Source organism: Collinsella sp. AF11-11, from assembly GCF_003465485.1.
Lineage (GTDB): Bacteria > Actinomycetota > Coriobacteriia > Coriobacteriales > Coriobacteriaceae > Collinsella.
Window position 1 is genome coordinate 121,609 of sequence record NZ_QSAS01000003.1, and the last position, 26,972, is coordinate 148,580.

Consider the following 26,972-nt stretch of genomic DNA (forward strand, 5'->3'; position numbering starts at 1 on the left):
TGTCGGGGGATGTTGAGGGGTGGGTAGTTAGCGCTGGTCTGCGTCCTCTAGGAGGGCGTCCCAGATGGCGAGGGCGGCGGCTGCCTCGGCTACGGGGACGGCTCGGGGGACGATGCAGGGATCGTGGCGGCCGTGGACCGAGAGCTCGGCATTTTCCATGGCGTCCATGTCTACGGTCTGCTGCTCGCGGCCAATGGAGGGCGTCGGCTTTACGGCCATGCGCCACATGACGGGCGCGCCGGTCGAAATACCGCCCAGGATGCCGCCGGCGTTATTGGACTCGACCTCGATCTTGCCGGTCTCGGCATCGATGCGATATGGGTCGTTGTTCTCGCTGCCGCGCATGGCGGCCACGGCAAAGCCCATGCCAAACTCCACGCCCTTTACGGCGGGAATCCCAAACGCGATCTGCGCGATGCGGTTTTCGATGCCGTCGAACATGGGGTCGCCGATGCCCGCGGGCAGGCCGTAGATACCGCACTCCACGATGCCGCCGATGCTGTCGAGCTCGTCGCGCGCGGCCAGAATCTCCTCGCGCATGCGAGTGCCAGCTGCGGCGTCAATGCACGGCAGGTCGTTCGAAAGGACCGCCTTGCGGTCGGCCTCGCGATAGACCATGTCGTCCATGGGCAGGTCGGAGATGCCACCGATCTGCGCCACGTGCGCCATCACGTTAATGGCGCGGGCCTCGAGCGCCTGCAGCGCGATGCCGCCCGCGATGCATAAGGGCGCCGTCAGGCGGCCGGAGAAGTGTCCGCCGCCGGCGACGTCGTGCATGTTGTGGTACTTCACGCGTGCCGGGAAATCCGCATGGCCCGGGCGGGGCTTGCGGCGCAGCTCGGAGTAGTCCTTGGAGCGCGTGTTGGTGTTCTCGATGATCGCGGCGATAGGCGCGCCCGTGGTGTGTCCATCAACCACACCGGCGATAATGTGGACGGCATCGGCCTCGCGACGCTTGGTCGAGGTCTCGTCGCGACCGGGGGCGCGACGATCCAAAAAGGCCTGCAGCTGCTCCAGGTCAACGGCGATACCTGCTGGAATGCCATCGAGCGAGCAGCCGATAGCGGGGGAGTGCGACTGGCCGAAGATGCTCAGATGCAATACGTTGCCAAAGGTCGAGGACATGCTATTCCTCCTCGAGCGTGACCTTGCCGCCCAAAAGGCGGTAGTGGTCGAAGAAATCGGGATAGGACTTGTTGACGGCCTCGGCGCCGTGGATCACGACCTCGCCGGTGGCGCGACTTGCGGCGATGGCTGCCATCATGGCGATGCGGTGGTCGTTGTGCGAATCGACCTCGCCGCCGATAAAGGCGTCGACACCCTTGATGATGAGGTCATCGCCGGCAATGCGTACCTGCGCGCCCAACGCGGTGAGCTCTCGGGTGGTGGTGATCAGGCGGTCGGATTCCTTGATGCGCAGACGGGCGCAATCGCGGATAAAGGTGCGGCCCTGCGCCAGCGAGGCCACGGCAGAGATAACGGGCACCAGGTCGGGAATGTCGTGGGCACTCATCTCAAAGCCGGCGAGCTTGTCGGACTGCACGGTGGCGGCGTTGGTGGAGCGCACGATGCGGGCGCCAAAGCGCGAAAGCGCGGCAAGCACGTTGCGGTCGCCCTGTGCAGAGCTCAGCGACACGCCCTCGACGGTGATGGGGTCGGTACCGATGGCGCCGGCGCACAGCCAAAAGGCAGCGTTGGACCAGTCGCCCTCGACGGCTACGCTGCCGGGCGTGCGGTACGAGCCACTGCTCACGCGGAAGTTCGTGACCTCGGGCTGGCCGTCCTTGGCCGGAATACGCTCGACGTTGACCTCGACGCCGAAGGCCTTCATGGCCTGGATCGTCAGGTTGATGTAGGGGCGGCTCTCGATAAGGCCGCATACCTGCACGCAGGAGGGCTGGGCCAGCAGCGGGGCGGCCAGCAGCAGGCCCGAGATATACTGCGAGCTCACGTTGCCCGGAAGCACAAAGGTGCCCGGGCGCATGCGGCCGCTCGTCTTGAGCGGAAAACCGCCCAGACCCTGTAGGTCGCAGCCGGCGGCGATGATCTCGTCCGAGAGCGGGGAGAGCGGGCGGGCGCCCAAGCGCCCCTGACCCACAAAAGTTGCTTCTGCACCCAGCGCGCAAACGACAGGCAGCATAAAGCGGAGCGTGGAGCCGCTTTCACCGCAGTCAAGCGTGCCGCCGGCAAGGGCCTTGAGCAGGCCAAACTCAACACTCTTCATGGTGGGGTGGACCTGGAAGCCGTCCTCGACGGTCTCGATGCGAGCACCCAGGGCCGTAAGGCAACGCACCGTGGCCTCGATGTCGGCGCAGGTGGTGTTGCAGGTGACGTGCGTCTCGCCGTTGGCGAGCGCAGCGCAGATGATGAGGCGATGCGCCATCGACTTGGACGCGATGGCGGGAACGGTGCCCTTGAGCGGGGACGGGGTGATGCGGGCTAGCATGCGGATGCGTCTCCCTTCTGGCCGAGGCCCTCGGCAATGAGTTCGTGGAAAGTGGAAAGTGGCGTGCGGTCGATGCTGCAGCGGCCAATGCCGTGCGGAATCACCAGGTCGATGGTGTCGCCCGCGCGCTTCTTGTCGTGGAGCGCCTCGGCAAAGACGGTATCGGCATCTAGGTCGCAGCGGGTCTTGAGGCCATGGCGGGCGCAGAGCTCCTCAATACGACCGGGCAGTGCAGCATCGCAAGCGCCGTGCAGGGCCGCGGCGCGCGTGATGATGCCCATGCCGATCGACACGCAGTTGCCGTGTCCGAGTTCAAAGTGCTCGCAGGCCTCGACGGCGTGTCCGGCGCTGTGTCCAAAGTTGAGGAGCTTACGCTGGTTGGTTTCGCGCTCGTCGGCGACGACCACGGCGCGCTTGATGTCGATATTGCGGGCGATGATGAGCGCTACGCGGGCCACATCGCGGTTGAGCAGCTCCAGCGTGAGCGGGGTCTTCTCCAGCTCGGCGAAAAGCTCCGGGTCGGCGATCACGGCTTGCTTGACGACCTCGCCGCAGCCGTCGGCGAACTGCTCGGGCGTGAGGGTGGCCAGGCACCCCACGTCGGCAATAACCACGCTCGGCTGCCAAAAGGCGCCGGCCAGGTTCTTGCCGGCAGCCAGGTCTATGGCGGTCTTGCCGCCCACCGACGAATCCACCATGGCGAGCAGGCTCGTGGGGATCTGCACAAACTTGCAGCCGCGCATGTAGGTGGCGGCCACAAAGCCCCCCACGTCGCCCACGACGCCGCCGCCGAGTGCCACGATCACGTCGGAGCGCGAAAGCTCGTGCTCGGCCACAAACTCCAAAATGGCAACATAGGTTTCGGCGCGCTTATGGGCCTCGCCGGCCTCGAAGGTGCAGATGCTCACCTCGTAGCCTGACGCCTCCAGGCTCTGCTTAACGGGCATCTGGTAGAGCGGGCCCACGTTGGTGTCCGTCGCGATGACGGCCTTGGTGCCGCCGGCAGTGGCACGCACGAGCGGTCCCGCCTGCTCCAGCAAAAACGTGCCAACATGCACCTGGTAGGGGCGTGCAGTGTCGATATCGATGGTAATCGCCATAAGCTTCGGTCCTTTCGACCTGGCGTGATGGGTTGTCTAGTGGGAGGCCTCGTCGTCGAGTGCGCGCTTAATGCGGTCGCCCTCGGCAAGGAGATTCTCCAGATAGCGCTGGTCGCGGTCCTTGAGCGCACGGCTGTAGGCGCCAAGCGATTCGATCAGATGGTCGATCTCAAAGGCGAGCGCGTCGGCGTCGTCGATCATGAGCTCGGACCACATTTGCGGGTTGAGGTGCGCCACGCGGGTGAGATCGCGGTAGCTGCCGGCCGAAAAGCCGTGGTGGACCTGAGCGGTCGGGCTCTTAACATAGGCGTTGGAAACGACGTGCGCGAGCTGGCTCGTAAAGGCGATGACGCGGTCGTGCTCGGCGGCGCTGGTCACGCTGAACTTGCCAAAGCCCAAGGGGCGTACCATCTCGCGCACCTGGCCCAAAAGCTCCAGTTTGAGCGCATCGTCCACCGCGGGCGGTACGAGCACGAGCGGGGCGCCCTGGAACAGGTCGGCGCGGGAGTGCGCATAGCCCGAGTACTGCGTGCCCGCCATGGGGTGCGCGCCCACAAAGTAAAAGCCGTGCTCGCGGGCTAGCTCAAAGGCGCGCTCGCACACGATGCCCTTGACGCCCACCGTGTCGATCACCACGGGGCCCATGATGGCCTCGGTGTCGGTGGCGTCGGCGAGCGCCTGGGCGTGCGCCTCGAGCCACTCGATGCATGCCTCGGGATAGCAGGCAAGGACGATGATGTCGCATTCGCCGAGCGTCTTGTCGTTAAGCTCTCCGGCGACAGTGCCCATGCTGGCGGCCGTCATGACATCGTCATCGGGGTCCCAGGCCAGCACGCGGACGCCCGCCTGCGCATAGCCGCGGGCAAAGCTGCCGCCGATGAGGCCCAGGCCGACGATGCCGGCGCACTTGGGGCCGCCCTGGTTAACGCGCGCGTTTCTCACTGTACCCATGGGCTACTCCATGGTCTCATGGCAGACAACCTCGCGAATGGCTCGGATGCGGCGCATGGTGTCGTCGAACTGATCGGGGGTGAGGGCCTGAGCGCCGTCGGACCATGCGCGGCTGGGCTCGTCGTGGACCTCGATCTCTAGGCCGTTGGCACCGCAGGCGGTCGCGGCGAGCGCCATGGGCTCAACGTAGCGGGTGTAGCCGGTGGCGTGGCTGGGGTCGGCGACGACGGGCAGGTGCGACAGGTGGTGCAGCACCGGCACGGCATTGAGGTCGAAGGTGTTGCGGGTGCGGGTCTCGAAGGTGCGGATGCCGCGCTCGCACAGGATGACGTTGTCGTTGCCCTCGCTCATGATGTACTCGGCGGCCATGAGCAGCTCATCGATCGTGCCGGACATGCCGCGCTTAAGCAAGATCGGAGTCTTGGTCTTGCCGACCTCTTTGAGCAGAGGGAAGTTCTGGGCGTTGCGGGCGCCGATCTGCATGACGTCGATCTTCTTGTCCAGGAAGACCTGCACGTCGCGCGGGTCCATGATCTCGGTGACGATCGGCATGTCGAGCTCGGCAGACGCCTCGCACAGCAGGTCCAGACCGGCGGGGCCCATGCCCTGGTAGGCGTACGGGGAAGTGCGGGGCTTGTAGGCACCGCCGCGCAGCATCGTGGCACCGGCGGCCTTCACGCGGCGGGCGATGCGGATGAGGTTCTCGCCCTCGACGGAGCACGGGCCGGCGATGACCTGGAACTGATCGCCGCCGATCTTGACGCCGTGGCCGCAGTCGATGACGGAGTCCTCGGGGTGGAACTTGCGGTTGGCGCGCTTGAACGGCTCGGAGACGCGCTGCACGCGCTCGACGACATCCATGGACTCGAGCAGGAACGGGTCGATCTTGGTCGTATCGCCCACCAGGCCGATGATCGTCTCATTCTCGCCGCGCGAGACATCGGTCTTCAGGCCCTTTTTCTCAATCCAGCTGACGATATGGCTGACGGCCTCGTCGCTGGCGCCCTCTTTTAAAATTGCAATCATGGTGTGCCTCTCACCTCGATGGATAACCCTTGCAAAAACGGCCCGCATCGCGAGCCGTGTACATATGGTGCATGAGAGTTTATACTATCTGACTCGCTTTTGCCTTCTAAAGTGGGCCGTTGAGCCGCGTCTTCCTCGGAATTGCAAAGCTTTTTCTTTTATTTTGATAGCCCGTGGTGCACTTGGGTATAATGCCAAACGTTGGCCCTATTAGCTCAGGGGATTAGAGCGTCTGCCTCCGGAGCAGAAGGCCGTTGGTTCGAATCCAACATGGGGCACCATCGAACGTGAGACCGTCCGAACCTCGCATGGTCCGGGCGGTTTTTCTTATACCGACGCGACGTGATGGGACGTGGTATGGCAGCAACGGATATCGAGCGCGGACTCTCGACCGCCGAGGTCGAGGAGCGCATCGCCGCCGGTAAGATCAACCGCAACATGGAGCTCAAGACCAAGTCGGTCAAAGAGCTCATCATCGAGAACCTCTGCACGCTGTTCAATTTGATCAACGTGATTTTGGCGTTCCTAGTCATTTTGACCGGTTCGTTTAAGAATCTGACGTTCCTGTTCGTAGTGTTCCTCAATACTGCTATTGGCGTCATCCAGTCCATGCGTTCCAAGAAGATGGTCGATAAGCTCACGCTGCTGACCTCCAAGAAGGCCATTGCGGTGCGCGACGGCGCCGAGGTGGAGCTCGACCTGGACCAGATCGTGCTCGACGATATCATCCGCCTGGGGCGCGGCGACCAGATTCCCGCTGACGCCGTGGTGGTTTCGGGCGAGGCGCTCGTGAACGAGAGCCTGCTGACGGGTGAGAGCGACCTCATTAAGAAACAGCCCGGTTCCGAGCTCATGAGCGGCAGCTTTATCGACTCGGGCCTGCTGCGCGCCCGCGTGATCCATGTCGGCGCCGACAGCTACGTGGCCAAAATTAATAACGAGGCGAAGTACGTCAAAAAGGTCAATTCCGAGATCATGAACGCGCTTAACGCCATCGTGCGCTTTGCGAGCATCATCATGATCCCGCTCGGTTTGGCGTTGTTTGCCTCGAGCGTGAGCGAGCTGTGGGATGCCGCGGGAACCCCAGGCAATAGCGCGCTTTCGTGGTGCTTCTCCGAGCTGTTGGCTGGTCATGTGCCTTCGTCGGCGCTGCTGTCCACGGTGGGCGCCCTGCTGGGCATGATCCCGCAAGGCCTGGTGCTGCTGACCTCGTCGGTGCTCGCCATCGCCACGGTGCGCCTGGCCCGCCGCAAGGTACTCGCGCAGCAGCTCTACTGCATTGAGACGCTCGCGCGCGTCGACGTGCTGTGCCTGGACAAGACGGGCACCATCACGTCGGGCCGCATGGAGGTCGAGGGTACCTATCCGCTGCCGGTCGAGGGTATGGGTGCGGGGGAGGGCGACGCCGCCGTTCCCGTCGATACCACGGTGCTCGATTTTGCGCTGGCTAACGTCGCACGTGCGACCTCGGCCGATGCCAACGAGACCTGTCAGGCGCTGCTCAACTATTACGCCGACCGTCCGGTCGAGGTGTCCGAGCCGCTGTCGGTCATTCCGTTCTCGTCTTCCAAAAAGTGGAGCGGCGCGTCGTTTGCACAGGGCTCATATGTGATGGGTGCGGCGCAGTTTGTGCTCTCTGATCGTGCGTTTGCCCAGGTCGAGAACCGTGTCGCCGAGCTTGCCGATACCTGCCGCGTGCTCGTGGTGGCGCGCGTTGACGGCTTTACGCCCGATGGCGATATGGTGGGCGAGGCCGAGCCCGTGGGCTTTGTGACCATACGCGACGAGATCCGTACCTCGGCGGCCGAGACCATCGGCTACTTTAACGAGCAGGGCGTGACTCTCAACGTGATCAGTGGCGACGACCCGCGTACGGTGTCGTCGATCGCGCGCGTGGTGGGCGTGCCGGGGGCGGACGCTTATGTGGACGCCACGACGCTCGATACGCCGGCCAAGCTCGATGCCGCAGTGGACCGCTACCATGTCTTTGGCCGTGTGACCCCGCAGCAGAAGCGCGAGCTCGTGCAGGCGCTCAAGCGCCGCGAGCACACCGTGGCCATGACAGGCGACGGCGTCAACGACGTGCTGGCGCTCAAGGAGGCCGACTGCTCCGTGGCCATGGCGGCCGGCTCCGATGCCGCGCGTAACGTGGCCGAGATCGTGCTCGTCGACAACGACTTTGCCTCGATGCCCGCCGTGGTGGCCGAGGGCCGTCGCTCCATCAACAACCTGCAGCGTTCGGCTTCGCTGTTCCTGACTAAGACGCTGTTCTCGATGGGCCTGGCGGCGCTGTGCATCGCACTGCCGCCGTACCCTTTCGAGCCGATTCAGATGACGCTCATCAACTTCTTCTGCATTGGCGCGCCGGGCTTTGTGTTGGGCCTGGAGCCCAACAATGCTCGCGTGAAGGGGTCGTTCCTGACGAACGTGCTCAAGCGGGCACTGCCGGCGTCGCTTGCGGTCATTTTGGCCGCGGCGCTCGATATCTTTGTGGCGCGCGTGTTCGGCTTTAACCAGCTCACGCTGTCTACGATGTGCCTACTTACGTCGTGCGCGGCGAGTGTCAGCCTGATCTGGCGTATCTCGCAGCCCCTCACGCCCTTACGTGTGGCGCTCTTTGTGTTTGTAGTTGCCGGCATCCTGACGGGCGTTATCGGATTCCCGAAGCTGCTGTCTATTGCCAACCTGTCGATGGGCCAGATGGTTATCTTGGCTGTCATCGTGGTCATCACCTGCTCGGTGTTCTTTAAGCTCGCCACGATGATGGATTCTCTCAAGCCGCGTCGTCGTCATGCCGCAACTGGTTTTGGCCGCGGTGTGCGCGTCCGCTTGGGTCGCGGTGGCGGCAAGGTGAGCTCGACGGGTTCGACGGCCGAGCGTTTTGCCAAGCGCGTCGCCGCCGACATGGCGCAGCGCCGCGAAGCTCGCACCGTTCGTGAGGCCGAGGCCCGCGCACTCGAGGGCGTGGCCCAGGCCCAGCCCAAGAAAAAGAAGAGTACCGGAGTCAAGCGCTCCCGCGTAACCAAGTCCGCCCAAGGCATCAAAGTCTCGATGCCGAGCAAAAAGAAGAAGTAACTACGCGCCCTGGCGATGTTGAATTGGTGCCTTGCTCCTGTGGGGCCTTGGCGATGTTATGCTCTAACCTCGATTGTTTGAATTGCTTCGAAAAGAGGATGCCGTGATCTGTCCGCATTGCCTTAAGACCATCGAGGACGGCGCCTCGTTCTGCCCCTACTGCAACGCCTATGTGGGTCCGGGCGATGGTCCCGAGCACACCGAATTCGTGTTCTGTGAGGGCTGCGGTGCCCGTCTTTCTCCGCATGATCGTACGTGCCCCAAATGCGGACGCCCCGCTCCGGGTATCCTCTCCGAGGACGCGGCCGCATCCGACCTGGCAGCGGGCCGCACGGCGGGCTTTCCGCGCCTAACGCAAGAGCAGATCGATACCGAGGTGCCGCATGCGCCGGCCTCTGCCGCTGCGGTGCTTTCGGACGCCGCCGACCCCAATGAGACCTGCGTGCTGCCGGCTTTCGATAAGGATTTCGGTATCCCCAAGGTCGATATTCCCATGCCCGTTTCCCTGCATGACGATGCTCAAAAACCCAAGCGCAAGGTGCACCCCGACGAGGACGCCTATCACAAGCACAAGCGTCATATTCCCAAGCCGCTTATCGTCATCGCGGTCCTTGCCGTCGTTTGCGGCGGTGCCTATTGGTTCGTGACGACCGATCCCATGGGTGTTATGCCCGGCTTCTACGACCAGTTTGGCCAAGCTGCACAAACCACCTTCCCCACGCGCCAAAAGGGCGAGGCGACTGAGGACGATACCAAGCAGGGCGATTCTGCCGAGGTGGTCCAGGAAGAAACCGTGCTCACCGATGATCAGCTCTATACCAGGCTCGACGGTCTGTATCAGACCATCGTGTCCTACGCTGACGAAGACCAGATCGGCGAGGTCATCGATTCCTTTAACAACGGCTATCTCCGAACGCCGCTGTCCACCCGTCAGGAGCTGTCGCAGAGTGCCTACGCCCTGCGCGACCAGATCAAAAAGACGCAAGATGAGCTCAACAACCTTAAGTACCAGGACGATTCGGTCTATGCGGATGACATCGCCCACTTAAAGCAGCTTGCCGAGTGGATGTATGAGCGCGTCGACGTGATCTGCCAGAGCTGGGATATTTCGCTGGCCATTCCCGATGGCGAGTCGATGAGTTCCCACCAAAGCGAGATCCTGGCGCCCATCGCGCAGGGCGGCAATAGCGCGCTGAACCAGTACGATGCCAATGTGGGTTCCTGGAAGCCGCAGCAGCGTTCCTAAAACTAGTTCGCCATAGTCGGCATAACCTACGTACGCAATTGATGTAAGCCCGTGCTTATTGCTACAATTCGTACAAATATGCTTTAAACGCACGAGGAAGGAACCACATGTTTGGTTTTAAGAAAGAGCTCTACACGCCCGAGTATCAGCTTGTCGGCGACGAGTGCGCCGTAATCGAGACGTCGAAGGGTACCATCAAGGTCAAGTTTGACGGCGAGGGCGCTCCCATTCATGTCGCGAACTTCTGCGAGCTTTCCACGATGGGTTTCTATGATGGCCTTAAGTTCCATCGCTATGTGCCCGGTTTTGTTATCCAAGGTGGCGACCCCAATACCCGCGACATGTCCGGCGCCGACGTCGCCGCCGGTCTTGAGGGCCCCGACGGCATGCCCGGTACCGGTGGCCCCGGCTACTGCATCAAGGGCGAGTTCGCCACCAATCCGCGCAACAGCCATGTCGATGGCGCCCTTGCCATGGCACGCTCCATGGACCCCGATTCCGCGGGTTCGCAGTTCTACTTCTGCCTGGGCGCCCAGCATAACCTCGATTCCGGTTACACCGTCTTTGGTACCACGGTCGAGGGTCTCGATGTGATTTCGCAGCTGCGTGCCGGCGACGAGATCGTCCATGTCGAGATCGTTCACGAGTAAAGGGGACTTCCTTGAATAGCCAGCTGATCCAACAGGGCCGCGCCGCTTACCGCGCGGGTGATTTTTCCGCTGCAGCCCAGATGCTTGGGGCGGCAAAGACTCCCGATGAGATTATGGGCGAGGCAGATCACCTTCGTGGCAACGCCTTGATGCACCTGGGCATGTATGCCGAGGCCGCCGAGGCCTATGCCGCCGCCCTCAACGACGGCACCTACGGCAAGCGCGGCGCGCTGCTCACCAACCGCGGCAAGGCGCTTGCCGCCGTGGGCGACTACACGACGGCCGCTCAGGCGTTCTCTGCTGCTACGCAGGATGCTTCCTATGCCACGCCGTTCAAGGCCTATCTGGGCCTGGGCAATGCGCTGTTCCAGTCGGGCGACTATGCCAACGCAGGAACCGCCTTCCGTCAGGCTGCCATCGACGGCGCCAATCCGGCTCCTGCCGCCGCACTCGGCGAGCTCGGTCGTTGCTTCATTAAGCTCGGCCGTCCGGCGGATGCCGTGGAGACCTACCGCACGGCTATCGACTTTGCCGGCCCCCGCGACGACACGCGTGCGCTCAACGCCGGCATGGGTCAGGCGCTTTCTGCCGCCGGCCGTCCCTCCGACGCACTCGACGCCTTTAACGCCGCTACTGCCGATGGCATCTACCAGCTCACCTCCGAGCAGGCCGATGAGCTTGCCCGCGTGCACGATTCGCTTGCCGCGCTGTCTGCCCAGACGGCTATGGCCACGGCTCCGGCGCCCGCGATGGACGCTCCTGCCGTCGATCCGCTCGATCCTACGGGCGCGACCGGTCAGTTTATGCCCGATCCCTCGGACACCGGCTTCTTTACGCTGTCCGAGTCCGAGATGGTCCAGCAGGACCGTCAGGATCGTAAGCAGGCCAAGGTCCGTCGTCGCCATCGCCACACGGGTCTTAAAGTCTTCATCGTGCTGCTTCTGCTCATTTTGATCGCCGCGGGCGGTCTGGGCTTTGCCTACACGCGCGGCTTTGGCTTCCCGTCTCAGGAGTCTGTCGTTACCGATCTGTTCCAGGCTGCCGGCGACGGTGACGCCGCAAAGGCCGAGTCTTGCCTGGCCTCGAGCCTGTCCGAGGACGCTAAGTCGATGATCATCTCCTCGATTCCGCAGGGTGCCACCGTGTCCGTCGAGGGCATGGATCAGTCCATGACCGAGACGACCGCCAAGGTGAAGGCATCGCTGTCCAAGGGCGGCGAGCAGGAGTACACCGTCAAATTCGTGCGCTCCGACAACCATATCGGCTGGGCCGTTTCTTCGCTTGATATGGATTTCTCGGCTGCTGACAACCAGTAGTGACCTTATGGGATTTAGCTTTGCCCGGCGCTTCACCGCAAGTGAGGCGCCGGGCTTGCGCTAGTATGATGAGCTAGTAGTTTTCCAGCAATCATCCAACACATCAGGAGTTGCGTTGTTTTCTTTGATGGATATGTTCTTCGGTAGCTATGCGGGCGATCTTGCCATCGACCTCGGCACCGCCAATACGCTTGTCTCCGTGCGCGGCAAGGGCATCGTCATTCGCGAGCCCTCTGTTGTCGCCATCGACAAGAACGACGAGCGCATCTTGGCGGTCGGTATCGAGGCAAAGCGCATGCTCGGCCGTACGCCCGGCAACATCGTGGCCGTTCGTCCCCTGAAGGACGGCGTCATCGCCGACTTCGATGTTACCGAGGCCATGCTTCGCTACTTTATCGACAAGGCGTCCGAGAAGCGCTATCCGTGGACTCCGCGTCCGCGTGTTGTCGTCTGCGTTCCCTCCGGTGTCACGTCGGTCGAGAAGCGCGCTGTCTTTGAGGCCACGATCCAGGCCGGTGCCCGCCAGGCCTATCTGATCGAAGAGCCCATGGCGGCTGCCATCGGCGCCGACCTGCCCGTCGAGGAACCCACCGGCTCCATGGTCATCGACATCGGTGGCGGTACCACCGAGGTTGCCGTTATCGCTATGGGCGGCATCGTCGTCTCGCAGTCCATCCGTATTGCCGGCGACGAGTTCGATCAGGCCATCCTCACGCACGTTCGTGATGCCTACAACCTGGCCATCGGCGAGCGTACGGCAGAGGACATCAAGATCAAGGTCGGCTCCGCCGTGCCGCTCAAGGATGAGCTCGACGTCGAGGTCAACGGCCGCGACGTGATCACCGGTCTGCCCAAGACCGTGCGCATCGAGAGCGAGGAGATTCGTCGCGCACTCAACAAGCCGCTCGACGAGATGGCCAAGGCCGTCAAGGACGCACTCGACGCTACGCCTCCCGATCTTGCCTCGGACCTTATGTACTATGGCATTTTGCTGACCGGTGGCGGCGCGCTGCTGCGCGGTCTCGATGTGCGCCTGCGCGATGAGACCGGCGTTTCGGTCAACGTCAGCCCCACGGCGCTCGATAACGTTGTTAACGGCTGTGCCCGCGTGCTCGAGGCCAATGCGTTTGATGGCGGCTTCGTCCAGACCAATGCTTAATTTCCAAAAGGTGGATTCCATTTGGCACGATCTTCGGGTTTCTCCACAAATCTGAATACCAAGCGACAATCAACGGGTATGCGCCCGTTGATTGTTTTCAGCCTGATTTCGGTGTTGCTGCTCACGTTTTACATCCGCGAGGGCGAGGCAGGACCGATTCATGCCGTGCGCTCGGGCGTGACGACGATTACCTCGCCGGTGCGCTTTGTGGGCTCGGCTGTGGCGGCTCCCTTCAATGCGATCGGTAACGTGTTCTCTAACCTTACGGCGTCGCAGGACACGCTTGACGAGCTTAAGAAGCAAAACGAGGAACTGACCTCTAAGGTTGCCGAGCTCTCCGAGGCTCAAAAGACCGCCGAGCGACTGGAGGGGCTGGTCGGCCTGCAGTCGACCTACAACCTCAAATCAACCGCAGCTCGTATCGTCGGCGCTTCGGGCGATGCCTGGACCTCGACCGTCACCATCGATAAGGGTTCTGCCGACGGTCTTACCATCAACATGCCTGTGGCGAGTTCTGCCGGTGTCATAGGCCAGATTATCGAGGTCTCGGCCAAGACGTCCACCGTGCGCCTGATTGGCGATGAGAACTCGGGCGTGTCCGCTATGGTGCAGGACACGCGCGCCCAGGGCATGCTGCAGGGTCAGGCTGACGGCACGCTGCGTCTTGAGTACGTGAGCGTCGATTCCGACGTTAAGGTTGGCGACATCATCGTGACCTCGGGCATTGGCGGTGTGTTCCCCAAGGGTCTACCGCTCGGCACCGTCTCGTCTGTTGAGAAATCGGCTAACGACGTGTACTACACCATTGTGGTGCGCGCCCAGACGACGGCCGAGAACAACGAGGAAGTGCTGGTCATTACCTCGCTGACCGACGAACAGTCGGCCTCGGATGAGGACGTGAACACGGCCAACAGCACGCCGCAGGGAACGTCGCGCGATGCTGCGACCAAGACGAAGGACGAGAGCCCGGATGACAGTTCCGACACGTCCGAGACGACCGATTCCGGCTCGAGCGAATAGGGGGCATGTCCATGGATCTACACGAGCAGGGGATGAACTCCCGCACGTTTGTAATCGCCGCCATTGTGTGCGTGCTGCTGCAGGCAGGCCTGGCACCGCAGATCTCCATTGCGGGCGGTCGCGTCAACTTTATGATTATCCTGGTGTGCCTAAGCGTGTTCTCGGGCGACCCGACCCGTGCCGTCGTGTGCGGTTTTTGCAGCGGCTTGTTCTATGACCTTTCCGCTGCCGTGCCGGTGGGCGTTATGTCGCTCCTGCTGACCGTGGGTTCTTTTGCCCTGGTGCATAGCGCTGCCGGTCAGACGGGCGGTGCCCCGAGTGCGCGCGGCATCACGGTGGGCGCCTTCGCGTTCGTCATTAATGTGATCTACAGCATCATCTTGCTGTTTATGGGTTTGGAGACGAGCTTTGTCGTGGCGATCTTCGGCCATGCGCTGCCGTCTTCGATCCTGACGGGTCTGGTTGCCATTCCGTTTTTGATGTCCGGCGTCGTGCCGCAGTCCGGTTATGGATTCTCCGCACGTGGCGGACGCCAGACGGGCATGCGCTTTAAGCCCAAGACCCGTAAGCTCAAATAGGGGAGGCTCGTAGATGTCTTCCCAGATGACGGTTATTATCGCCGGTATCGTGCTGGTTGTGGCCATCGTGGTCGCACTGGTCATTATGCGTCGCGGCGATTCTCGTTTTACCTACGATACGCAGCATGGGACGGCCCCGCGCGCCACCGAGGGCGAGGGCAATACCGCGGCGACCGCCTTTAAGGGCCGCTTCTCCATCCTCACCACGGGTGTGGGCGCGATGTTCGCGGCGCTTGCCGTCAAGCTGTGGGGCATGCAGATGGTCTCGTCGGACTATTACGAAAAGCAGGCTAATAGCAATCAGACGCGCACCGTTACCACACCCGCTGTGCGCGGCCGCATCCTCGACCGCAATGGCGTGGCGCTTGTCCAGAACCGTCCCTCACTTGCTGTCGTGGCCTACCGCGACCTTGCCGAGGATGAGGTTCTGGTTCGCCATCTTGCCAACGTGCTCGGTATGCCCTACGTGGCGGTGCTGCGCAATATTCAGGACAATTCCGAGGGCGCTCAGAGCCTGCATACCATCGCGACGGACGTCCGTCGCTCCACGGTTGCCTATATTCAGGAGCACGCCGGCGAGTTCCCGGGCGTCAAGATTGCCGAGCGTACCGAGCGCCAGTATCCATATGGCGAGACGGCATGCCATATCTTGGGCTATACCGGCACCATTACCTCCGAGCAGCTCGAGGCCCAGAATAAGAAAACCTCTGGTGATGATGATGCTTCTGCTGGCCGGATTACGTACCAGTCGGGCGATATCGTGGGCCAGGCGGGTGTTGAGAGCTACTACGAAAACCTGCTGCAGGGTATTCGTGGCGAGCAGACCGTCAAGGTCGATGCCTCGGGCAATGTGACCGGTCAGGCCGGCGCCGTGCCCGCCAAGGCCGGCTCCGACATTAAGCTCACGCTCGATCTTAAGATCCAACAGGCCTGTGAGACGGCGCTGGCGAGCGCCATCGAGCTTGCCAAGACCACTGGCTACAGCAATGCCGGCAACGGCGCTGTGGTGTGTCTCGATCCCAACAATGGCGAGATCCTGGGCATGGCGAGCGAGCCCAAGTTCGATCCGTCCGTCTTTATCGGCGGCGTCTCAAATGACGTGTGGACCGAGCTCAATGATGACAAGGGTTCGCACCCGCTGCTCAACCGCGCCATTAGCGGACAGTACATGTCGGCCTCGACCATCAAGCCGCTCTCGGCACTGGCCGGTCTTGAGTTTGGAACCTACACTTCAACGCAGACAACCAACTGCACGGGCTATTGGACGGGCCTGGGCAAGGCTTGGGGCAAGCGCTGCTGGCTGACGTCTGGCCACGGCACCATGACGCTGCAGTCGGGTATCGCCAACTCGTGCGACCCCGTCTTCTACGACATGGGCAAGGCCTTCTTTTATGACGAGCAACATTCCGAGGGCCTGCAGGAGGTCTTTCGTCGCTGGGGCCTAGGCAAGACCTGCGGTATCGATCTGCCGAGTGAGGGCGCGGGCCGTATTCCCGATGCCGAGTGGAAAGAGTCGTACTTTACCGACGCCTCTGCCGAGGACCGCAAGTGGAATGCCGGCGATATGACCAACATTGCCATCGGCCAAGGCGACATCCTGGTGACGCCCCTGCAGATGGCGTGCGCCTATATGGGTCTTGCCAACGGCGGCAAACAGTACGTGCCTCACGTGTTTTTGTCTGCCGTGTCGCGCGATGGCGACGGCGATGCCTATAAGTACAACGGCAAGGGCAAGAAGAAGCGCCTGGAGGCCAAGATCAACAGCGATTCGGATTTGACTCTTGTTCGCAACGGCATGCACGACGTGATTTACACGGCATCGACGTCCCTGGCGGCTCACTTTGGCACCCTGACGCCGCAGGTATACGGCAAGTCGGGCACGGGCGAGAAAAGCGGCGAGGACGAATACGCGTGGTTCTGCGCCTATGCGCCGGCCGATGATCCCAAGTATGTCATCGCTACTGTCCTGGAGCAGGGCGGCGGTGGCTCAGATACCGCGATGCATGTCGTGCGCGACGTGCTCGGCGCGATTTATGACGAGCCCGATACCTCTTCGGCCTCGGGCGATTCTTCGGTTCGATAGGAGGTTGCGATGGATTTTTCTCCGGCGGATCTGTTCCGTTCAACCAAGACCGGCTCTCGCAGCAGCCTGGACCGCGTCAACAAGCAACTTTCGGCCTCGCGCGGTACGTTTCGCCAAAAGGTGCATATCGGTGTGCTGCTGGCTACCGTCGCGCTCGTTGCCTATGGCGCCATCATTATTTGGTCGGCGTCACAGTTTAAGGCCGACGCCTCATTCTCGCGCCACCTGCTGGGCATTGGCATTGGCGCGGTGCTTGCGGTGCTCGTCTGGCGTACCGATCTGCGCGGCATCTCTAACTTCTCGACGGCGCTGCTCGTCATTGACCTTATTGTGATCTTCTCGCCCAAGATTCCGGGCCTGTCCTATACGGGCGGTCTGGGCATGACGGGCTGGATCAAGATTCCCGGTATCGGCTTGACATTCCAGCCGGTTGAGCTTGCCAAGCTCATCACCATCTTCTTTATCGCCACGCTTGGCTCGCAGTATAACGGCCGCATCGATACCGTTCGCGACTACGTCAAGCTCTGCGGCATGCTGTCCATTCCGTTTTTGGCCGTCGTCGCCATGGGCGACCTGGGCTCGGGCCTGGTCGTGCTGGTCTCGGGCGCCATCGTCATCTGCATGAGCGGTGCACGCCGCGAATGGGTGCTGTCGACCCTGGCCCTGCTCGTGGGCCTGGTGGCCCTCGTCCTGGCGCTCGATTCGGTCTTTGATTCGTTGCTCGGCCACGATGTGCTCATCAAGCAGTATCAGATGAACCGCCTGACGGTCTTTATCGACCCCGATAATGCCGATTCGGACGATGCCTACAACCTGCAGCAGTCGCTTATCGCCGTTGGCTCGGGTGGCTTCTTTGGTAAGGGTTTGGGCCATGCGACGCAGTCGGCCGGCGGCTTTCTGCCTGAGTTCCACACCGACTTCGTCTTCGCCTTCCTGTCCGAGACCTTTGGCTTTTGCGGTTCCTTTTTGCTCCTATGCCTCTACGTGCTGCTGATCTTTTCGACGATTCGCGTCGCCTTTAAGTGTGAGTCGCTGTTCTTGCGCCTATCGTGTGTGGGCATCGTTGGCATGTGGGCGTTCCAGACCTTCGAAAACATCGGCATGTGCATCGGCATGATGCCGATTACCGGTATTCCGCTACCGTTTATTAGCTTCGGTTCGTCTTCGATGATGATTCAGCTGCTGACGGTGGGTATCGTACAATCCATATGGCGGCATCGTTCGGGCGCCGCGTAATCGCTGGAGGGGTTTGCTATGAAAATTCCCGTAGATAAGCTGACCCGCGCTTTTAAGATGGGCGCGTCCGTTAAGAAGGATTCCGATACGCCGGTGCGCGTCTCGGTCTATCTGGATTCGTCCGCCTCGCGCTTTCTGGCCGAGACGGTGCGTGACGCCTTTGTGCCGCAGACGACCTCGGGCATTGTGCGCGTCGAGCGTCTGGGGGAGGAGCGAATTGCTCCAAAGACCGATACCGATGTGGTGCTGGTGCTCTCGTGCGGCTCCGACCGCTTGGAGAGTGCCGTGCAGGAGCTCGTGATCGCCGGCGCGCCCGTGTGCGTGCTTGCCGAGTCTGCTGTGGAGGTGCCGTTTATCGAGGAGTCCACGCCCATGCTCGGCGTGGTGGCGGCAACCGATAAGACGTTTCTGCTCGAGACGCTTGCCCGCTGGATTCTCGATCGCACCGACAAGGAAACGGCTTTTGCGGCGAACTTTGCCTTTATGCGCATCGCGGCGGCCAATCGTATCATCACCTCGTGCGCGCTCACCAATATGGCGACCGGTGCGCTGGTGTTTTTGCCGGGCGCCGATTATCCCGTTATGGCGCTGGCGCAGGTGGGCATGCTCTTTGAGCTCGCTGCCGTCTTTGGACGCGGCATTAAGCCTGAGCGCGGCTATGAGGTCGCGGGCGTGCTTGCCGGCGGTCTTGTGATCCGCGCGGTCACCCGCGCACTCGTCAAGCAGACGCCGCATATTGGGTTTGCCGTCAAGGCGCTCACTGCTGCCGCGGGCACCTATGGCATGGGCCGTGCGCTCGTTTCGCTCTACGAGCGCGATGTCGACTACAGCCGTGCCAACGAGGTGGTCACTGCCACGTTCTCCCGCGTTCGCGATCTGGTGACCACGGTCGCGGGTGCTACCCGTCCTATGGCGTCCTACCAAGACGCATCCGATCTCGCTGCTTAGGGGTTTTCCGTTGCGCGTTGCATACCAAGACTGTTTTCATTTAATTGAGCCGCTGCTCGCCAAGGTCGAAAAGCCGAGTCGCTATATTGATCACGAGTGGGGCACGCTTTCCAAGGCCGATGCCGACTACCGTTGCTGCTTGATCTACCCGGATGTGTACGAGGTTGGTCTGCCCAACCAGGGTATCGCCATCCTCTACAACATTCTTAACCAGGCCGAGGGCATCTCCTGCGAGCGCGGCTATGTGCCGTGGCCCGACATGGGTGACGCCATGCGCGAGGCGGGCATTCCGCTGCTGTCGCTCGAAGGTGCTGCCCCCGTCGCTTCGTTTGATATCGTCGGTCTGCATGTGCCGCACGAGATGGCGGTGACGAACTTCCTCGAGGCACTCGATCTCGCTGGCATTCCGCTGTTAGCGGCCGACCGAGGCGAAGACGACCCCATCATCATCGCCGGCGGTCCCTCGGTGTATAACCCCGAGCCGTACGCGGCCTTCTTCGATGCCATCCTCATCGGCGAGGGCGAGGAATCGCTGCTCGAGACCTGCCAGCTGCATCGCCGCCTGCGCGACGAAGGAGTCCCGCGCGCGCAGATTGTTGAGCAGCTTGCATCCATTGCCGGCAACTACGTGCCGTCGCTCTATGAGGTTTGTCACGACGAACCCTGCTCGCCGCATGGCTACACCGTGCCTCGCGAGGGCAAGGATGCGCCGACCGTGGTCTACAAACGCGTCGTCGAGGATTTCGGCGCCACGAATCCGCTGTCGCAGTCGTGCGTACCCTATGCGCAACTGGTCCACGATCGCCTGTCTATCGAGATTCTGCGCGGCTGCGCCCGCGGCTGTCGTTTTTGCCAGGCCGGCATGACGTATCGCCCGGTGCGCGAGCGCTCGGCCGACCAGATCGTCTCGTCGGTGATTCAGGGTCTGGAAAAGACCGGCTATGACGAGGTGTCGCTGACCTCGCTCTCCACGACCGACCACTCCTGCATTCGCGACGTGCTCGGCAGGCTCAACCGTCGCCTGGAGGATACGGGTATTCGCGTGTCTATTCCGTCGCAGCGCTTGGATTCGTTTGGCGTGGATATGGCCGAGTCGGTCGCCGGCGAAAAGAAGGGCGGCCTGACGTTCGCGCCCGAGGCCGGCAGCCAGCGCATGCGCGACATCATTAACAAGAACGTGACCGAGGAGGACCTGGACCGTGCGGCCAAGGCGGCCTTCGAGGCCGGCTGGAACCGCATGAAGCTCTACTTTATGATGGGCCTTCCCGGCGAGCGCGACGAGGACATCGTGGCCATCGCCAATCTGGCCGATCACGTGCTGGAGCTCGGTCGTTCCGTGGTGCCCAAGGCTCGTCGCGGCTCGATCTCGGTGTCGATCTCGGTTTCGGTCTTTATCCCCAAGGCTGCCACGCCGTTCCAGTGGTGCCCGCAGCTCGACTACGACGACGTCAAGCGTCGCCAGAAGCTGCTCATCACGAGCGTTCGCAACCGTGCCGTCCGCGTGCATTACCACGATGCCGAGACCTCGCTCATCGAGGCCGCGCTCTCCCGCGCCGGTCGTGACATGACGCCCGTCATCATCGATGCTTGGCGCTCGGGGTCTCGCTTTGACGCCTGGGTAGAGCATTTCTCGCTCGATAACTGGAAGGAGGCTGCTGCCAAAAACGGCATCGACCTCAATGAGCTCGTGCACCTGCCCTACGAGTTGGACTGGCATCTGCCGTGGGAGCATGTGAGCCCCGGCTGCACGCGCGGCTTCCTCGAGCGCGAGTACCGTCGCTCGCTCGAGGGTGTCACGACTCCCGACTGCACCCGCACGTCGTGCACCGGCTGCGGAATCTGCCCCACGCTCCACGCCAAGAATGTATTGATGGGTGATCGCGCATGAGTGAGCGCCTGACCGACAGCCCCACGCTCTTTAGACTTCGTGTTCGCTATGGCAAACGCGATCGCCTTAAGTACCTGGGCCATCTCGAAGTAATCCATACCATTGAGCGCATCGTGCGCCGTGCGGGACTTCCCTATGCCGTCACGCAGGGCTTCTCTCCGCACATGCGCGTGGGCTTCTCTTCGGCGCTACCGGTGGGTACGTCGTCGACCTGCGAGTGGTATGACCTGTTTATGACCGAGTTCGTGGCGCTCGACGAGGCGTTTGGGCGCCTGGCTGCGGCCTCTCCGGCCGATCTGGCGCCCATCGAGGCGGCGTACATCGACGTGCGCACGCCGGCGCTCACGGCTCAGCTTACGCGTCTGTCGTACCGTATCGACTTGCACCTGGACCCCGAAGCCCCCGTGAGCGCCGACGAGGTGCGCGCTGCGATTGACACGCTGCGCGCGGGTCATGGTATTGACTATGCGCGCGGCAAAAAGAGCAAGCGCTTAGACCTTGACCACACACTGGTGGGCTATGAGATCACGGCGGGGGAGCGTCCGGACCATCTGGTGCTCATGCTCGACACCCATGCCGACAACGAGGGCTCCATGCGTCCGGAGATTTTGCTTTCTGCTGCTGATGTTTTGTTGCAGGGCTTGACCCCGGGCGTCGATGCACCTATTGTTTCCACCGGTATGCAAGACCTCGTGACCATCTGCTCCTACGATGTCGAGCGTCAGAATCAAGCATGCGAGGACGACGAGGGCCGACTCGTCAGCCCCATACCTGTGCGAACTTGTGGATTTGCTCCACATACTCGTTGACGGGGGTATTTTCGCCTGCTACTATATTCGGCTGTTGCACTAACTGATGCATGAAGGGCAAGTAAACATGTACGCAATCGTTAACACGGGCGGCAAGCAGTACAAGGTCGCCACCGACGATGTCATCACCGTCGAGAAGATCGAGGGCAATGAGGGCGATAAGGTCACCCTGCCGGTCATCTTCCTCAACGATGGTAAGAAGATCGTCACCGATCCCGACAAGCTGGCCAAGGCCAAGGTTACCGCTCAGATCGTTGAGCAGTTCAAGGGCGAGAAGCAGCTGGTCTTCAAGTTCCACAAGCGTAAGCGCTATCGTCGTCTGAAGGGTCACCGTCAGCAGCTCACCAAGCTGAAGATCGTGAAGGTCCAGGCTACGTCCCGCGCCAAGAAGGCTGTCAAGGCAGAGGCCGAGGCTGTTGCCGAGGCTCCCGTCGCCGAGTAGATTACACTCGTAACGAAAGAGTAGGTATACACAATGGCACACAAAAAAGGACTCGGTTCCTCCCGTAATGGCCGTGACTCCCGCGGTCAGCGCCTTGGCACGAAGCGCTATGCCGGCCAGACGGTAACCACGGGCACGATTCTCGTCCGTCAGCACGGCACGCACATCCACCCGGGTGAGAACGTTGGCCGTGGCAAGGACGACACGCTGTTCGCGCTGGTCGACGGTACCGTTGAGTTCCACAAGGGTATCAAGCACAGGGTCAGCGTACGCCCGCTCGCGAACGCGTAATTCACCCTTCATAGAGCACATATGTGGGAGGCACTTGAGTTTTAGGATTCAAGGGTCTCCCTCTTTTTGTAGGAGGCGATTCTGTTGTCACAGTTCACCGATATCAGCCGCATTAACGTGTGCGGCGGCGACGGCGGAGCCGGATGCATGTCGTTTAGGCGCGAGGCATTTGTCCCCAAGGGCGGCCCCGATGGCGGCGACGGCGGTCGTGGCGGCAATGTCGTCATCCAGGCCGATGCTCAGCTGTCTTCGTTGATCGATTACCGCTTTAAGCATCACTTCCGCGCCGAACGCGGCACGCACGGGCAGGGTGCCCGTCGTAACGGCAAGAGCGGCGAGGACCTGATCCTGAAGGTTCCCATGGGCACCGTGGTGCGCGAGCTCGACCCCGAGACGCAGACCCCGATGTTCGAGATTGCCGACCTGGTGCACGATGGCGAGCGCGTTGTCGTGGCGCCCGGCGGTGCCGGTGGCCTGGGCAACACGCACTTTGTGACGTCGGTGCGCCGCGCGCCCGCGTTCGCTCAGCTGGGCGAACCGGCCGAGGAGCACTGGATTGAGCTTGAGATGAAGCTTATGGCCGATGCCGCACTCGTGGGCTTCCCCTCGGTGGGCAAGTCCTCGCTTATCGCGCGCATGAGTGCCGCCCGTCCCAAGATCGCCGACTATCCGTTTACAACGCTCGTGCCGAACCTCGGCATGGTGCGTGCCGGTGAGTATTCTTACGTCGTTGCCGACGTTCCTGGTTTGATCGAGGGCGCAAGCGAGGGCAAGGGCCTGGGCCATCAGTTCCTGCGCCACATTGAGCGCACGGCGCTCATCATGCATGTCGTTGACATGACGGGCGGGTTTGAGGATCGCGACCCGGTTGAGGATTACCGTATCATCAACCGTGAGCTCGAGCAGTATGGCGCCGAGCTTTCGGAGCGTCCGCAGATCGTCGTCGCCAACAAGTGCGATGCGCCGGGCACGGCCGACAAGATTGCCGACCTCAAGCGTGCGGCACTCGACGACGGCCATATGTTCTTTGCCGTGTCCGCCGTGACGGGCGCCGGTCTCAATACGCTGATGCTTGCCGTAGGCGAGCAGGTGGCTAAGCTTCGCGCCGAGCTGGCGGTCTCTGATGAGCCGGTCGATCTGCGCGACGAGGAGTGGGAGCGCCGCCGTCTGCAGCGCGAGAAGCGGTTCCGCATTGTCCAGGAAGAGCCCGGCGCCTTCCGCGTGGTCGGTCGTGCCATCGAGCGCATGGTCATCCAGACCGACTGGGAAAACGAGGAAGCCGTCATCTACCTGCAGCATAAGTTTGCGCGTATGGGTGTTGACGACGCGCTCGAGAAGGCCGGTTGCCATGCGGGCGACGAGGTCCGCATTTGCCAGCGCGCCTTTGACTTTGAGGGCGCTGGGGACTTCTCGGAGTACGAGGAGCTCGAGGACGCTGGCGATGACGTTGCCGTTGAGGCCCTTGACGTGACCGATGCTCCGGATGAGGGCGTCGAGGCTATCGATGCGGCGGATGCCGCGGACGATGCCGAGACCTCGGAGGGCGAGTAAGCCATGTCGCTGCGCGGTGGAATCGGTTTGCCCGAGCTGCCCATAAAAGAGGGCAAAGAGTTTCGGCTTGGCATTATGGGCGGCACATTCGACCCGATTCATTACGGGCACCTGGTGACTGCCGAGCAGGCGCGCGAGTCGCTCGACTTGGACGCTGTGCTCTTTATGCCGGCGGGCTCTCCCGCCTTTAAGCTTGACAAGCCGGTGACGCCTGCCGAGGACCGTTATGCCATGACGGTCCTCGCCACCGCCGCGAACCCGGCCTTTTTGGCGAGCCGGTTCGAGATTGACCGTCCGGGCGTAACCTATACGGCCGATACGCTTCATGCCCTTCGCGACTTTTACCCGCCGCAGGTAAAGCTCTACTTTATTACGGGCGCCGACGCGATTATCGATATTGTGACCTGGCATGATGCCGAGCGAATCGCTGAGCTTGCTACCTTTATTGCGGCGACGCGACCGGGTTTTGATATCGATACGGCGCGTGCCCGAATCAAAGAGTCGGGGCTGCCGTTCGATGTGCGCTATATTCAGATTCCGGCGCTGGCGATCAGCTCGACGAACATTCGTAAGCGAGTTGCCCGCGGCATGAGCGTGCGCTATCTTACGAGCGAGTCTGTGCTCGGCTACATTCGCAAGCGCAGGCTATATGCCGATTTGGGCCAAGAAGATTTTGAGTGATGGGGGCTACGTTGTCGGTAGAGGATCAGTTTGAGGGCGATGAGCGCGCGCTGCTCAAGCGCATTCAAGAGCTGCTCGATGTTCGCATGAAAGATAAGCGCAAGCGCTATGTGCATTCGCTGGGTGTTGCCGAGACCGCACTTCATCTGGCCGAGGTCTACGGCGTTGACCGCTTTGATGCGGCTGCCGCCGGCTTAATTCACGACTGGGACAAGGTTCTTTCCGATGACGAGCTCGTGGCCCGCGCGCTTCACTATGGCATCAAGGTTGCCGGCTCTCCTTCCGCCGCGACGCCGCTTTTGCATGGCCCTGTTGCCGCCTATGAGCTTCCGCAGCTTTTTCCCGAGCTGTCGCCGGCTGTTTTCCAGGCTGTCGACCGTCACACCGTGGGTGCCTGCGACATGACGCCGCTCGATATGGTGGTCTTTGTGGCAGATGCCATCGAGCCCAACCGCCACGGCGACTATGCCCATGCGCTGCGCAAGATGGTGGGGGAGTCGACGCTTGACGAGTTGTTCTTCTCCTGTTTTGCGCAGGGTCTGGTCTATGTGATCCAGTCCGGGCGCTATCTTTATCCCACGGCTATTACGATTTACAACCATTACGCCCAGCTGCGCTAGCTCGGGTGTGTCTAGAAAGAGGTATTCCATGGCCGACGAGACCATGACTGACGAGCAGATTCTTGAAGGTGTGGAGCACAAGAGTTTCGTTGCCACGTCCGACCGCACCGCCGCCTCGCTGTCCGCGAGCGGTGTCGCCGCCGAGGATGTCGCCCGCGCCGCCGCGCAGGCCGCCTACGACAAGAAGGGCGAGGACGTGCAGGTGCTCGACCTGACCGAGCTTTCCGACGTGTGCGACTACTTTGTGCTTGCCACCGGTACCAACAACCGCCAGGTCGATTCGATCGTCGACGAGATCGAGGAGAAGGTCGCCGAGGCTTGCGGCGAGCATCCGTTCTCCATCGAGGGCCGCGAGCAGAAGACCTGGATGCTCATGGACTACGGCTCGGTTGTCGTCCACGTCTTCACTCCCGAAGCCCGCGACTTCTACCGCCTAGAAAAGCTCTGGGGTGACGCCCCCCAGCTCCCCCTCAATCTCCTCTAGTAGCTCATTTGATACGGGGCTTTTTAGCTAGCTTCGCGCATTTCGCCGGGCAGTTGCGGTTTTCCGCACCTGCCCGGCTTTCTTTTTTGCCTAAAGGCGGTTAATCGTTGAAGCGGGATTGGCGGCCGAAAGATAGGGCGGTGTCGCCGAACTTGTCTCGGACGGCGTCGATAGCGACCGAGAGGTCGCGACGGTCGCTTGATTGGGCTCCGCGGTCGTCGACTTCGCAGAACAGGTCGGTCTGGATGCCGCCTTGGTGGTCGAAGTCGCTCATGCCGATGCCCGCTAAGCGAACATGCATGCCTTCCTGCCAGATGTTGTCGAGCAGTTCGAGTGCAACCGCCACGAAGATGTTCTCATCGTCGGTCGGATGAGGCAGCCGGCGCTGTGCCGTACGCCCGCTGCCATACGAATACTTAAGCTTGAGCGTTACCGTGCCGCCCGTCAGTCCCTGACGGCGCAGGCGGCGTCCAACCGACTCACCCAGCAGCGCAATCGCCGCTTCGATGTCCCCGCGCTCAGTCAAATCTTTCGCAAAGGTGCGTTCATTGCTGACCGACTTGACCTCGCGCTCTTCATCGAGACTCGTGACTTCGGAGATTTCAAGTCCCAGCGCACGCTGACGCATACGTTCGCCGTTGACGCCAAAAATAGAGGCCAAGGTGGATTCCGGCGCGCGTGACAGCTCGCCGAGCGTGTAGATGCGCATACGGCGCAGTCGCTCCTCGGCCGAGCGCCCGATGCCGCTCATGGCAGATACCGGCAGCGCGGCCAAAAAGCGCTGCTCGGTTCCGGGGCGCACGATGGTCAGCCCAAACGGCTTATCCCGCTCGCTTGCGATCTTTGCGACCGTCTTGTTGCAGCCCACGCCAATGGAGCACGTCACTCCCAGCGCTGCCACACGGTCGCTTATACGCCGTGCAACCAGCAGTGGGTCCTCGGGCGCAAAGCGACCCGGTGTGATATCGATAAAGGCTTCGTCGATGGATACGCGCTCAACGCGCGGCGTCTCCTCGGCAAGAATCGCCATGACCTGCGCGCTCACCTCGCGGTAGCGATCAAAGTGCCCGTGCGTCCAAATGGCTTGCGGGCACAAGCGCCGCGCCTCGGCCGAGGCCATGGCAGAGTGCACGCCAAAGCGGCGCGCCTCATACGAACACGTGGACACGACGCCACGCGAATCGGCGTCTCCGCCCACGATGAGTGGCTTTCCGCGCCATTCGGGATGATCGAGCATCTCCACGCTCGCAAAAAACGCATCGAGGTCCATGAGGCCCACCGCCGGACCCGTCCAGGGGGGCGGCGTGACGCCCATGGCATCCTCATAACCGTATGTATGTTCGCGTCTTTCCATGTCATGAGTATACCGCGC

At 61.9% G+C, this 26,972-nt stretch carries 24 protein-coding genes and 1 tRNA gene; 19 read left to right on the plus strand and 6 right to left on the minus strand.

Going from position 1 to position 26,972, the window contains the following annotated elements:
* Positions 1-27: 27 nt before the first annotated feature.
* Genes aroC through aroF form a run of 5 tightly spaced genes read right to left on the minus strand, consistent with a single transcriptional unit; the run spans position 28 to position 5,523 of the window.
* The gene (gene aroC, locus DWV58_RS03390) at positions 28-1,125 is read right to left on the minus strand and encodes a chorismate synthase (RefSeq protein ID WP_117776195.1); all 1,098 of its coding nucleotides are present in this window, start codon (positions 1,123-1,125) and stop codon (positions 28-30) included.
* 1 nt (position 1,126) lies between these two features.
* A complete protein-coding gene (aroA, locus tag DWV58_RS03395; protein WP_117776196.1) occupies positions 1,127-2,446 on the minus strand; it encodes a 3-phosphoshikimate 1-carboxyvinyltransferase in 1,320 nt (439 codons plus the stop codon).
* The gene (aroB, locus tag DWV58_RS03400; protein ID WP_117776197.1) at positions 2,440-3,546 is read right to left on the minus strand and encodes a 3-dehydroquinate synthase; all 1,107 of its coding nucleotides are present in this window, start codon (positions 3,544-3,546) and stop codon (positions 2,440-2,442) included. The genes aroA and aroB overlap by 7 nt, the downstream gene beginning before the upstream one ends.
* 36 nt (positions 3,547-3,582) lie before the next feature.
* Positions 3,583-4,497, minus strand: a complete 915-nt coding sequence (locus tag DWV58_RS03405; protein WP_117564237.1) for a prephenate dehydrogenase/arogenate dehydrogenase family protein — start codon at positions 4,495-4,497, stop codon at positions 3,583-3,585.
* A gap of 3 nt (positions 4,498-4,500) precedes the next feature.
* The gene (gene aroF, locus DWV58_RS03410; protein ID WP_117776198.1) at positions 4,501-5,523 is read right to left on the minus strand and encodes a 3-deoxy-7-phosphoheptulonate synthase; all 1,023 of its coding nucleotides are present in this window, start codon (positions 5,521-5,523) and stop codon (positions 4,501-4,503) included.
* A 204-nt stretch (positions 5,524-5,727) separates the two neighbouring features.
* Between aroF and DWV58_RS03415 the strand changes: the two genes are divergently transcribed.
* From DWV58_RS03415 to rsfS, 19 genes are all read left to right on the plus strand, one after another.
* Positions 5,728-5,804: transfer RNA gene (locus DWV58_RS03415), tRNA-Arg, on the plus strand.
* A 76-nt stretch (positions 5,805-5,880) separates the two neighbouring features.
* The gene (locus DWV58_RS03420; protein WP_117776199.1) at positions 5,881-8,598 is read left to right on the plus strand and encodes an HAD-IC family P-type ATPase; all 2,718 of its coding nucleotides are present in this window, start codon (positions 5,881-5,883) and stop codon (positions 8,596-8,598) included.
* 103 nt (positions 8,599-8,701) lie between these two features.
* Positions 8,702-9,844, plus strand: coding sequence for a zinc ribbon domain-containing protein (locus tag DWV58_RS03425; protein ID WP_158550965.1), 1,143 nt, complete (start codon positions 8,702-8,704; stop codon positions 9,842-9,844).
* A gap of 107 nt (positions 9,845-9,951) precedes the next feature.
* Positions 9,952-10,494, plus strand: coding sequence for a peptidylprolyl isomerase (locus tag DWV58_RS03430; RefSeq protein ID WP_055249980.1), 543 nt, complete (start codon positions 9,952-9,954; stop codon positions 10,492-10,494).
* Positions 10,495-10,505: 11 nt separating this feature from the next.
* Complete coding sequence (locus DWV58_RS03435) at positions 10,506-11,810, plus strand: tetratricopeptide repeat protein (protein ID WP_231500813.1); 1,305 nt, start codon at positions 10,506-10,508, stop codon at positions 11,808-11,810.
* 127 nt (positions 11,811-11,937) lie between these two features.
* Entirely contained in the window at positions 11,938-12,969 is a 1,032-nt protein-coding gene (locus DWV58_RS03440; RefSeq protein WP_006236061.1) for a rod shape-determining protein, read from the plus strand.
* Positions 12,970-13,047: 78 nt separating this feature from the next.
* A complete protein-coding gene (gene mreC / locus DWV58_RS03445; protein WP_117776200.1) occupies positions 13,048-13,989 on the plus strand; it encodes a rod shape-determining protein MreC in 942 nt (313 codons plus the stop codon).
* Between the two features lie 11 nt (positions 13,990-14,000).
* Positions 14,001-14,567: a hypothetical protein gene (locus DWV58_RS03450; RefSeq protein ID WP_233540491.1), complete on the plus strand. Its 567-nt coding sequence runs from the start codon at positions 14,001-14,003 to the stop codon at positions 14,565-14,567.
* A 13-nt stretch (positions 14,568-14,580) separates the two neighbouring features.
* Positions 14,581-16,650, plus strand: coding sequence for a penicillin-binding protein 2 (gene mrdA, locus DWV58_RS03455; RefSeq protein ID WP_117776202.1), 2,070 nt, complete (start codon positions 14,581-14,583; stop codon positions 16,648-16,650).
* A gap of 9 nt (positions 16,651-16,659) precedes the next feature.
* Complete coding sequence (locus DWV58_RS03460; RefSeq protein ID WP_055249988.1) at positions 16,660-17,886, plus strand: FtsW/RodA/SpoVE family cell cycle protein; 1,227 nt, start codon at positions 16,660-16,662, stop codon at positions 17,884-17,886.
* Positions 17,887-17,904: 18 nt separating this feature from the next.
* The gene (locus tag DWV58_RS03465) at positions 17,905-18,834 is read left to right on the plus strand and encodes a YcjF family protein (protein ID WP_117776203.1); all 930 of its coding nucleotides are present in this window, start codon (positions 17,905-17,907) and stop codon (positions 18,832-18,834) included.
* 10 nt (positions 18,835-18,844) lie between these two features.
* Positions 18,845-20,722: a TIGR03960 family B12-binding radical SAM protein gene (locus tag DWV58_RS03470; protein WP_117776204.1), complete on the plus strand. Its 1,878-nt coding sequence runs from the start codon at positions 18,845-18,847 to the stop codon at positions 20,720-20,722.
* Positions 20,719-21,531 (plus strand): TIGR03936 family radical SAM-associated protein, encoded by an 813-nt coding sequence (locus DWV58_RS03475; protein WP_117776205.1) that lies wholly within the window; start codon positions 20,719-20,721, stop codon positions 21,529-21,531. The genes DWV58_RS03470 and DWV58_RS03475 overlap by 4 nt, the downstream gene beginning before the upstream one ends.
* A gap of 67 nt (positions 21,532-21,598) precedes the next feature.
* On the plus strand, positions 21,599-21,973 hold the full coding sequence (gene rplU / locus DWV58_RS03480; protein WP_035138585.1) for a 50S ribosomal protein L21: 375 nt from the start codon (positions 21,599-21,601) through the stop codon (positions 21,971-21,973).
* A 33-nt stretch (positions 21,974-22,006) separates the two neighbouring features.
* Entirely contained in the window at positions 22,007-22,264 is a 258-nt protein-coding gene (gene rpmA, locus DWV58_RS03485) for a 50S ribosomal protein L27 (RefSeq protein ID WP_006236075.1), read from the plus strand.
* Positions 22,265-22,348: 84 nt separating this feature from the next.
* Positions 22,349-23,815, plus strand: coding sequence for a GTPase ObgE (gene obgE / locus DWV58_RS03490; protein ID WP_199585979.1), 1,467 nt, complete (start codon positions 22,349-22,351; stop codon positions 23,813-23,815).
* Positions 23,816-23,818: 3 nt separating this feature from the next.
* Positions 23,819-24,496, plus strand: a complete 678-nt coding sequence (nadD, locus tag DWV58_RS03495) for a nicotinate-nucleotide adenylyltransferase (RefSeq protein WP_117637231.1) — start codon at positions 23,819-23,821, stop codon at positions 24,494-24,496.
* Between the two features lie 86 nt (positions 24,497-24,582).
* Positions 24,583-25,116, plus strand: a complete 534-nt coding sequence (gene yqeK, locus DWV58_RS03500; RefSeq protein ID WP_192924102.1) for a bis(5'-nucleosyl)-tetraphosphatase (symmetrical) YqeK — start codon at positions 24,583-24,585, stop codon at positions 25,114-25,116.
* A gap of 28 nt (positions 25,117-25,144) precedes the next feature.
* A complete protein-coding gene (gene rsfS, locus DWV58_RS03505; RefSeq protein WP_035138582.1) occupies positions 25,145-25,600 on the plus strand; it encodes a ribosome silencing factor in 456 nt (151 codons plus the stop codon).
* A 100-nt stretch (positions 25,601-25,700) separates the two neighbouring features.
* On the opposite strand, the gene dinB is transcribed toward rsfS, so the two are convergent.
* The gene (gene dinB, locus DWV58_RS03510; RefSeq protein ID WP_199585981.1) at positions 25,701-26,954 is read right to left on the minus strand and encodes a DNA polymerase IV; all 1,254 of its coding nucleotides are present in this window, start codon (positions 26,952-26,954) and stop codon (positions 25,701-25,703) included.
* Positions 26,955-26,972: the final 18 nt, after the last annotated feature.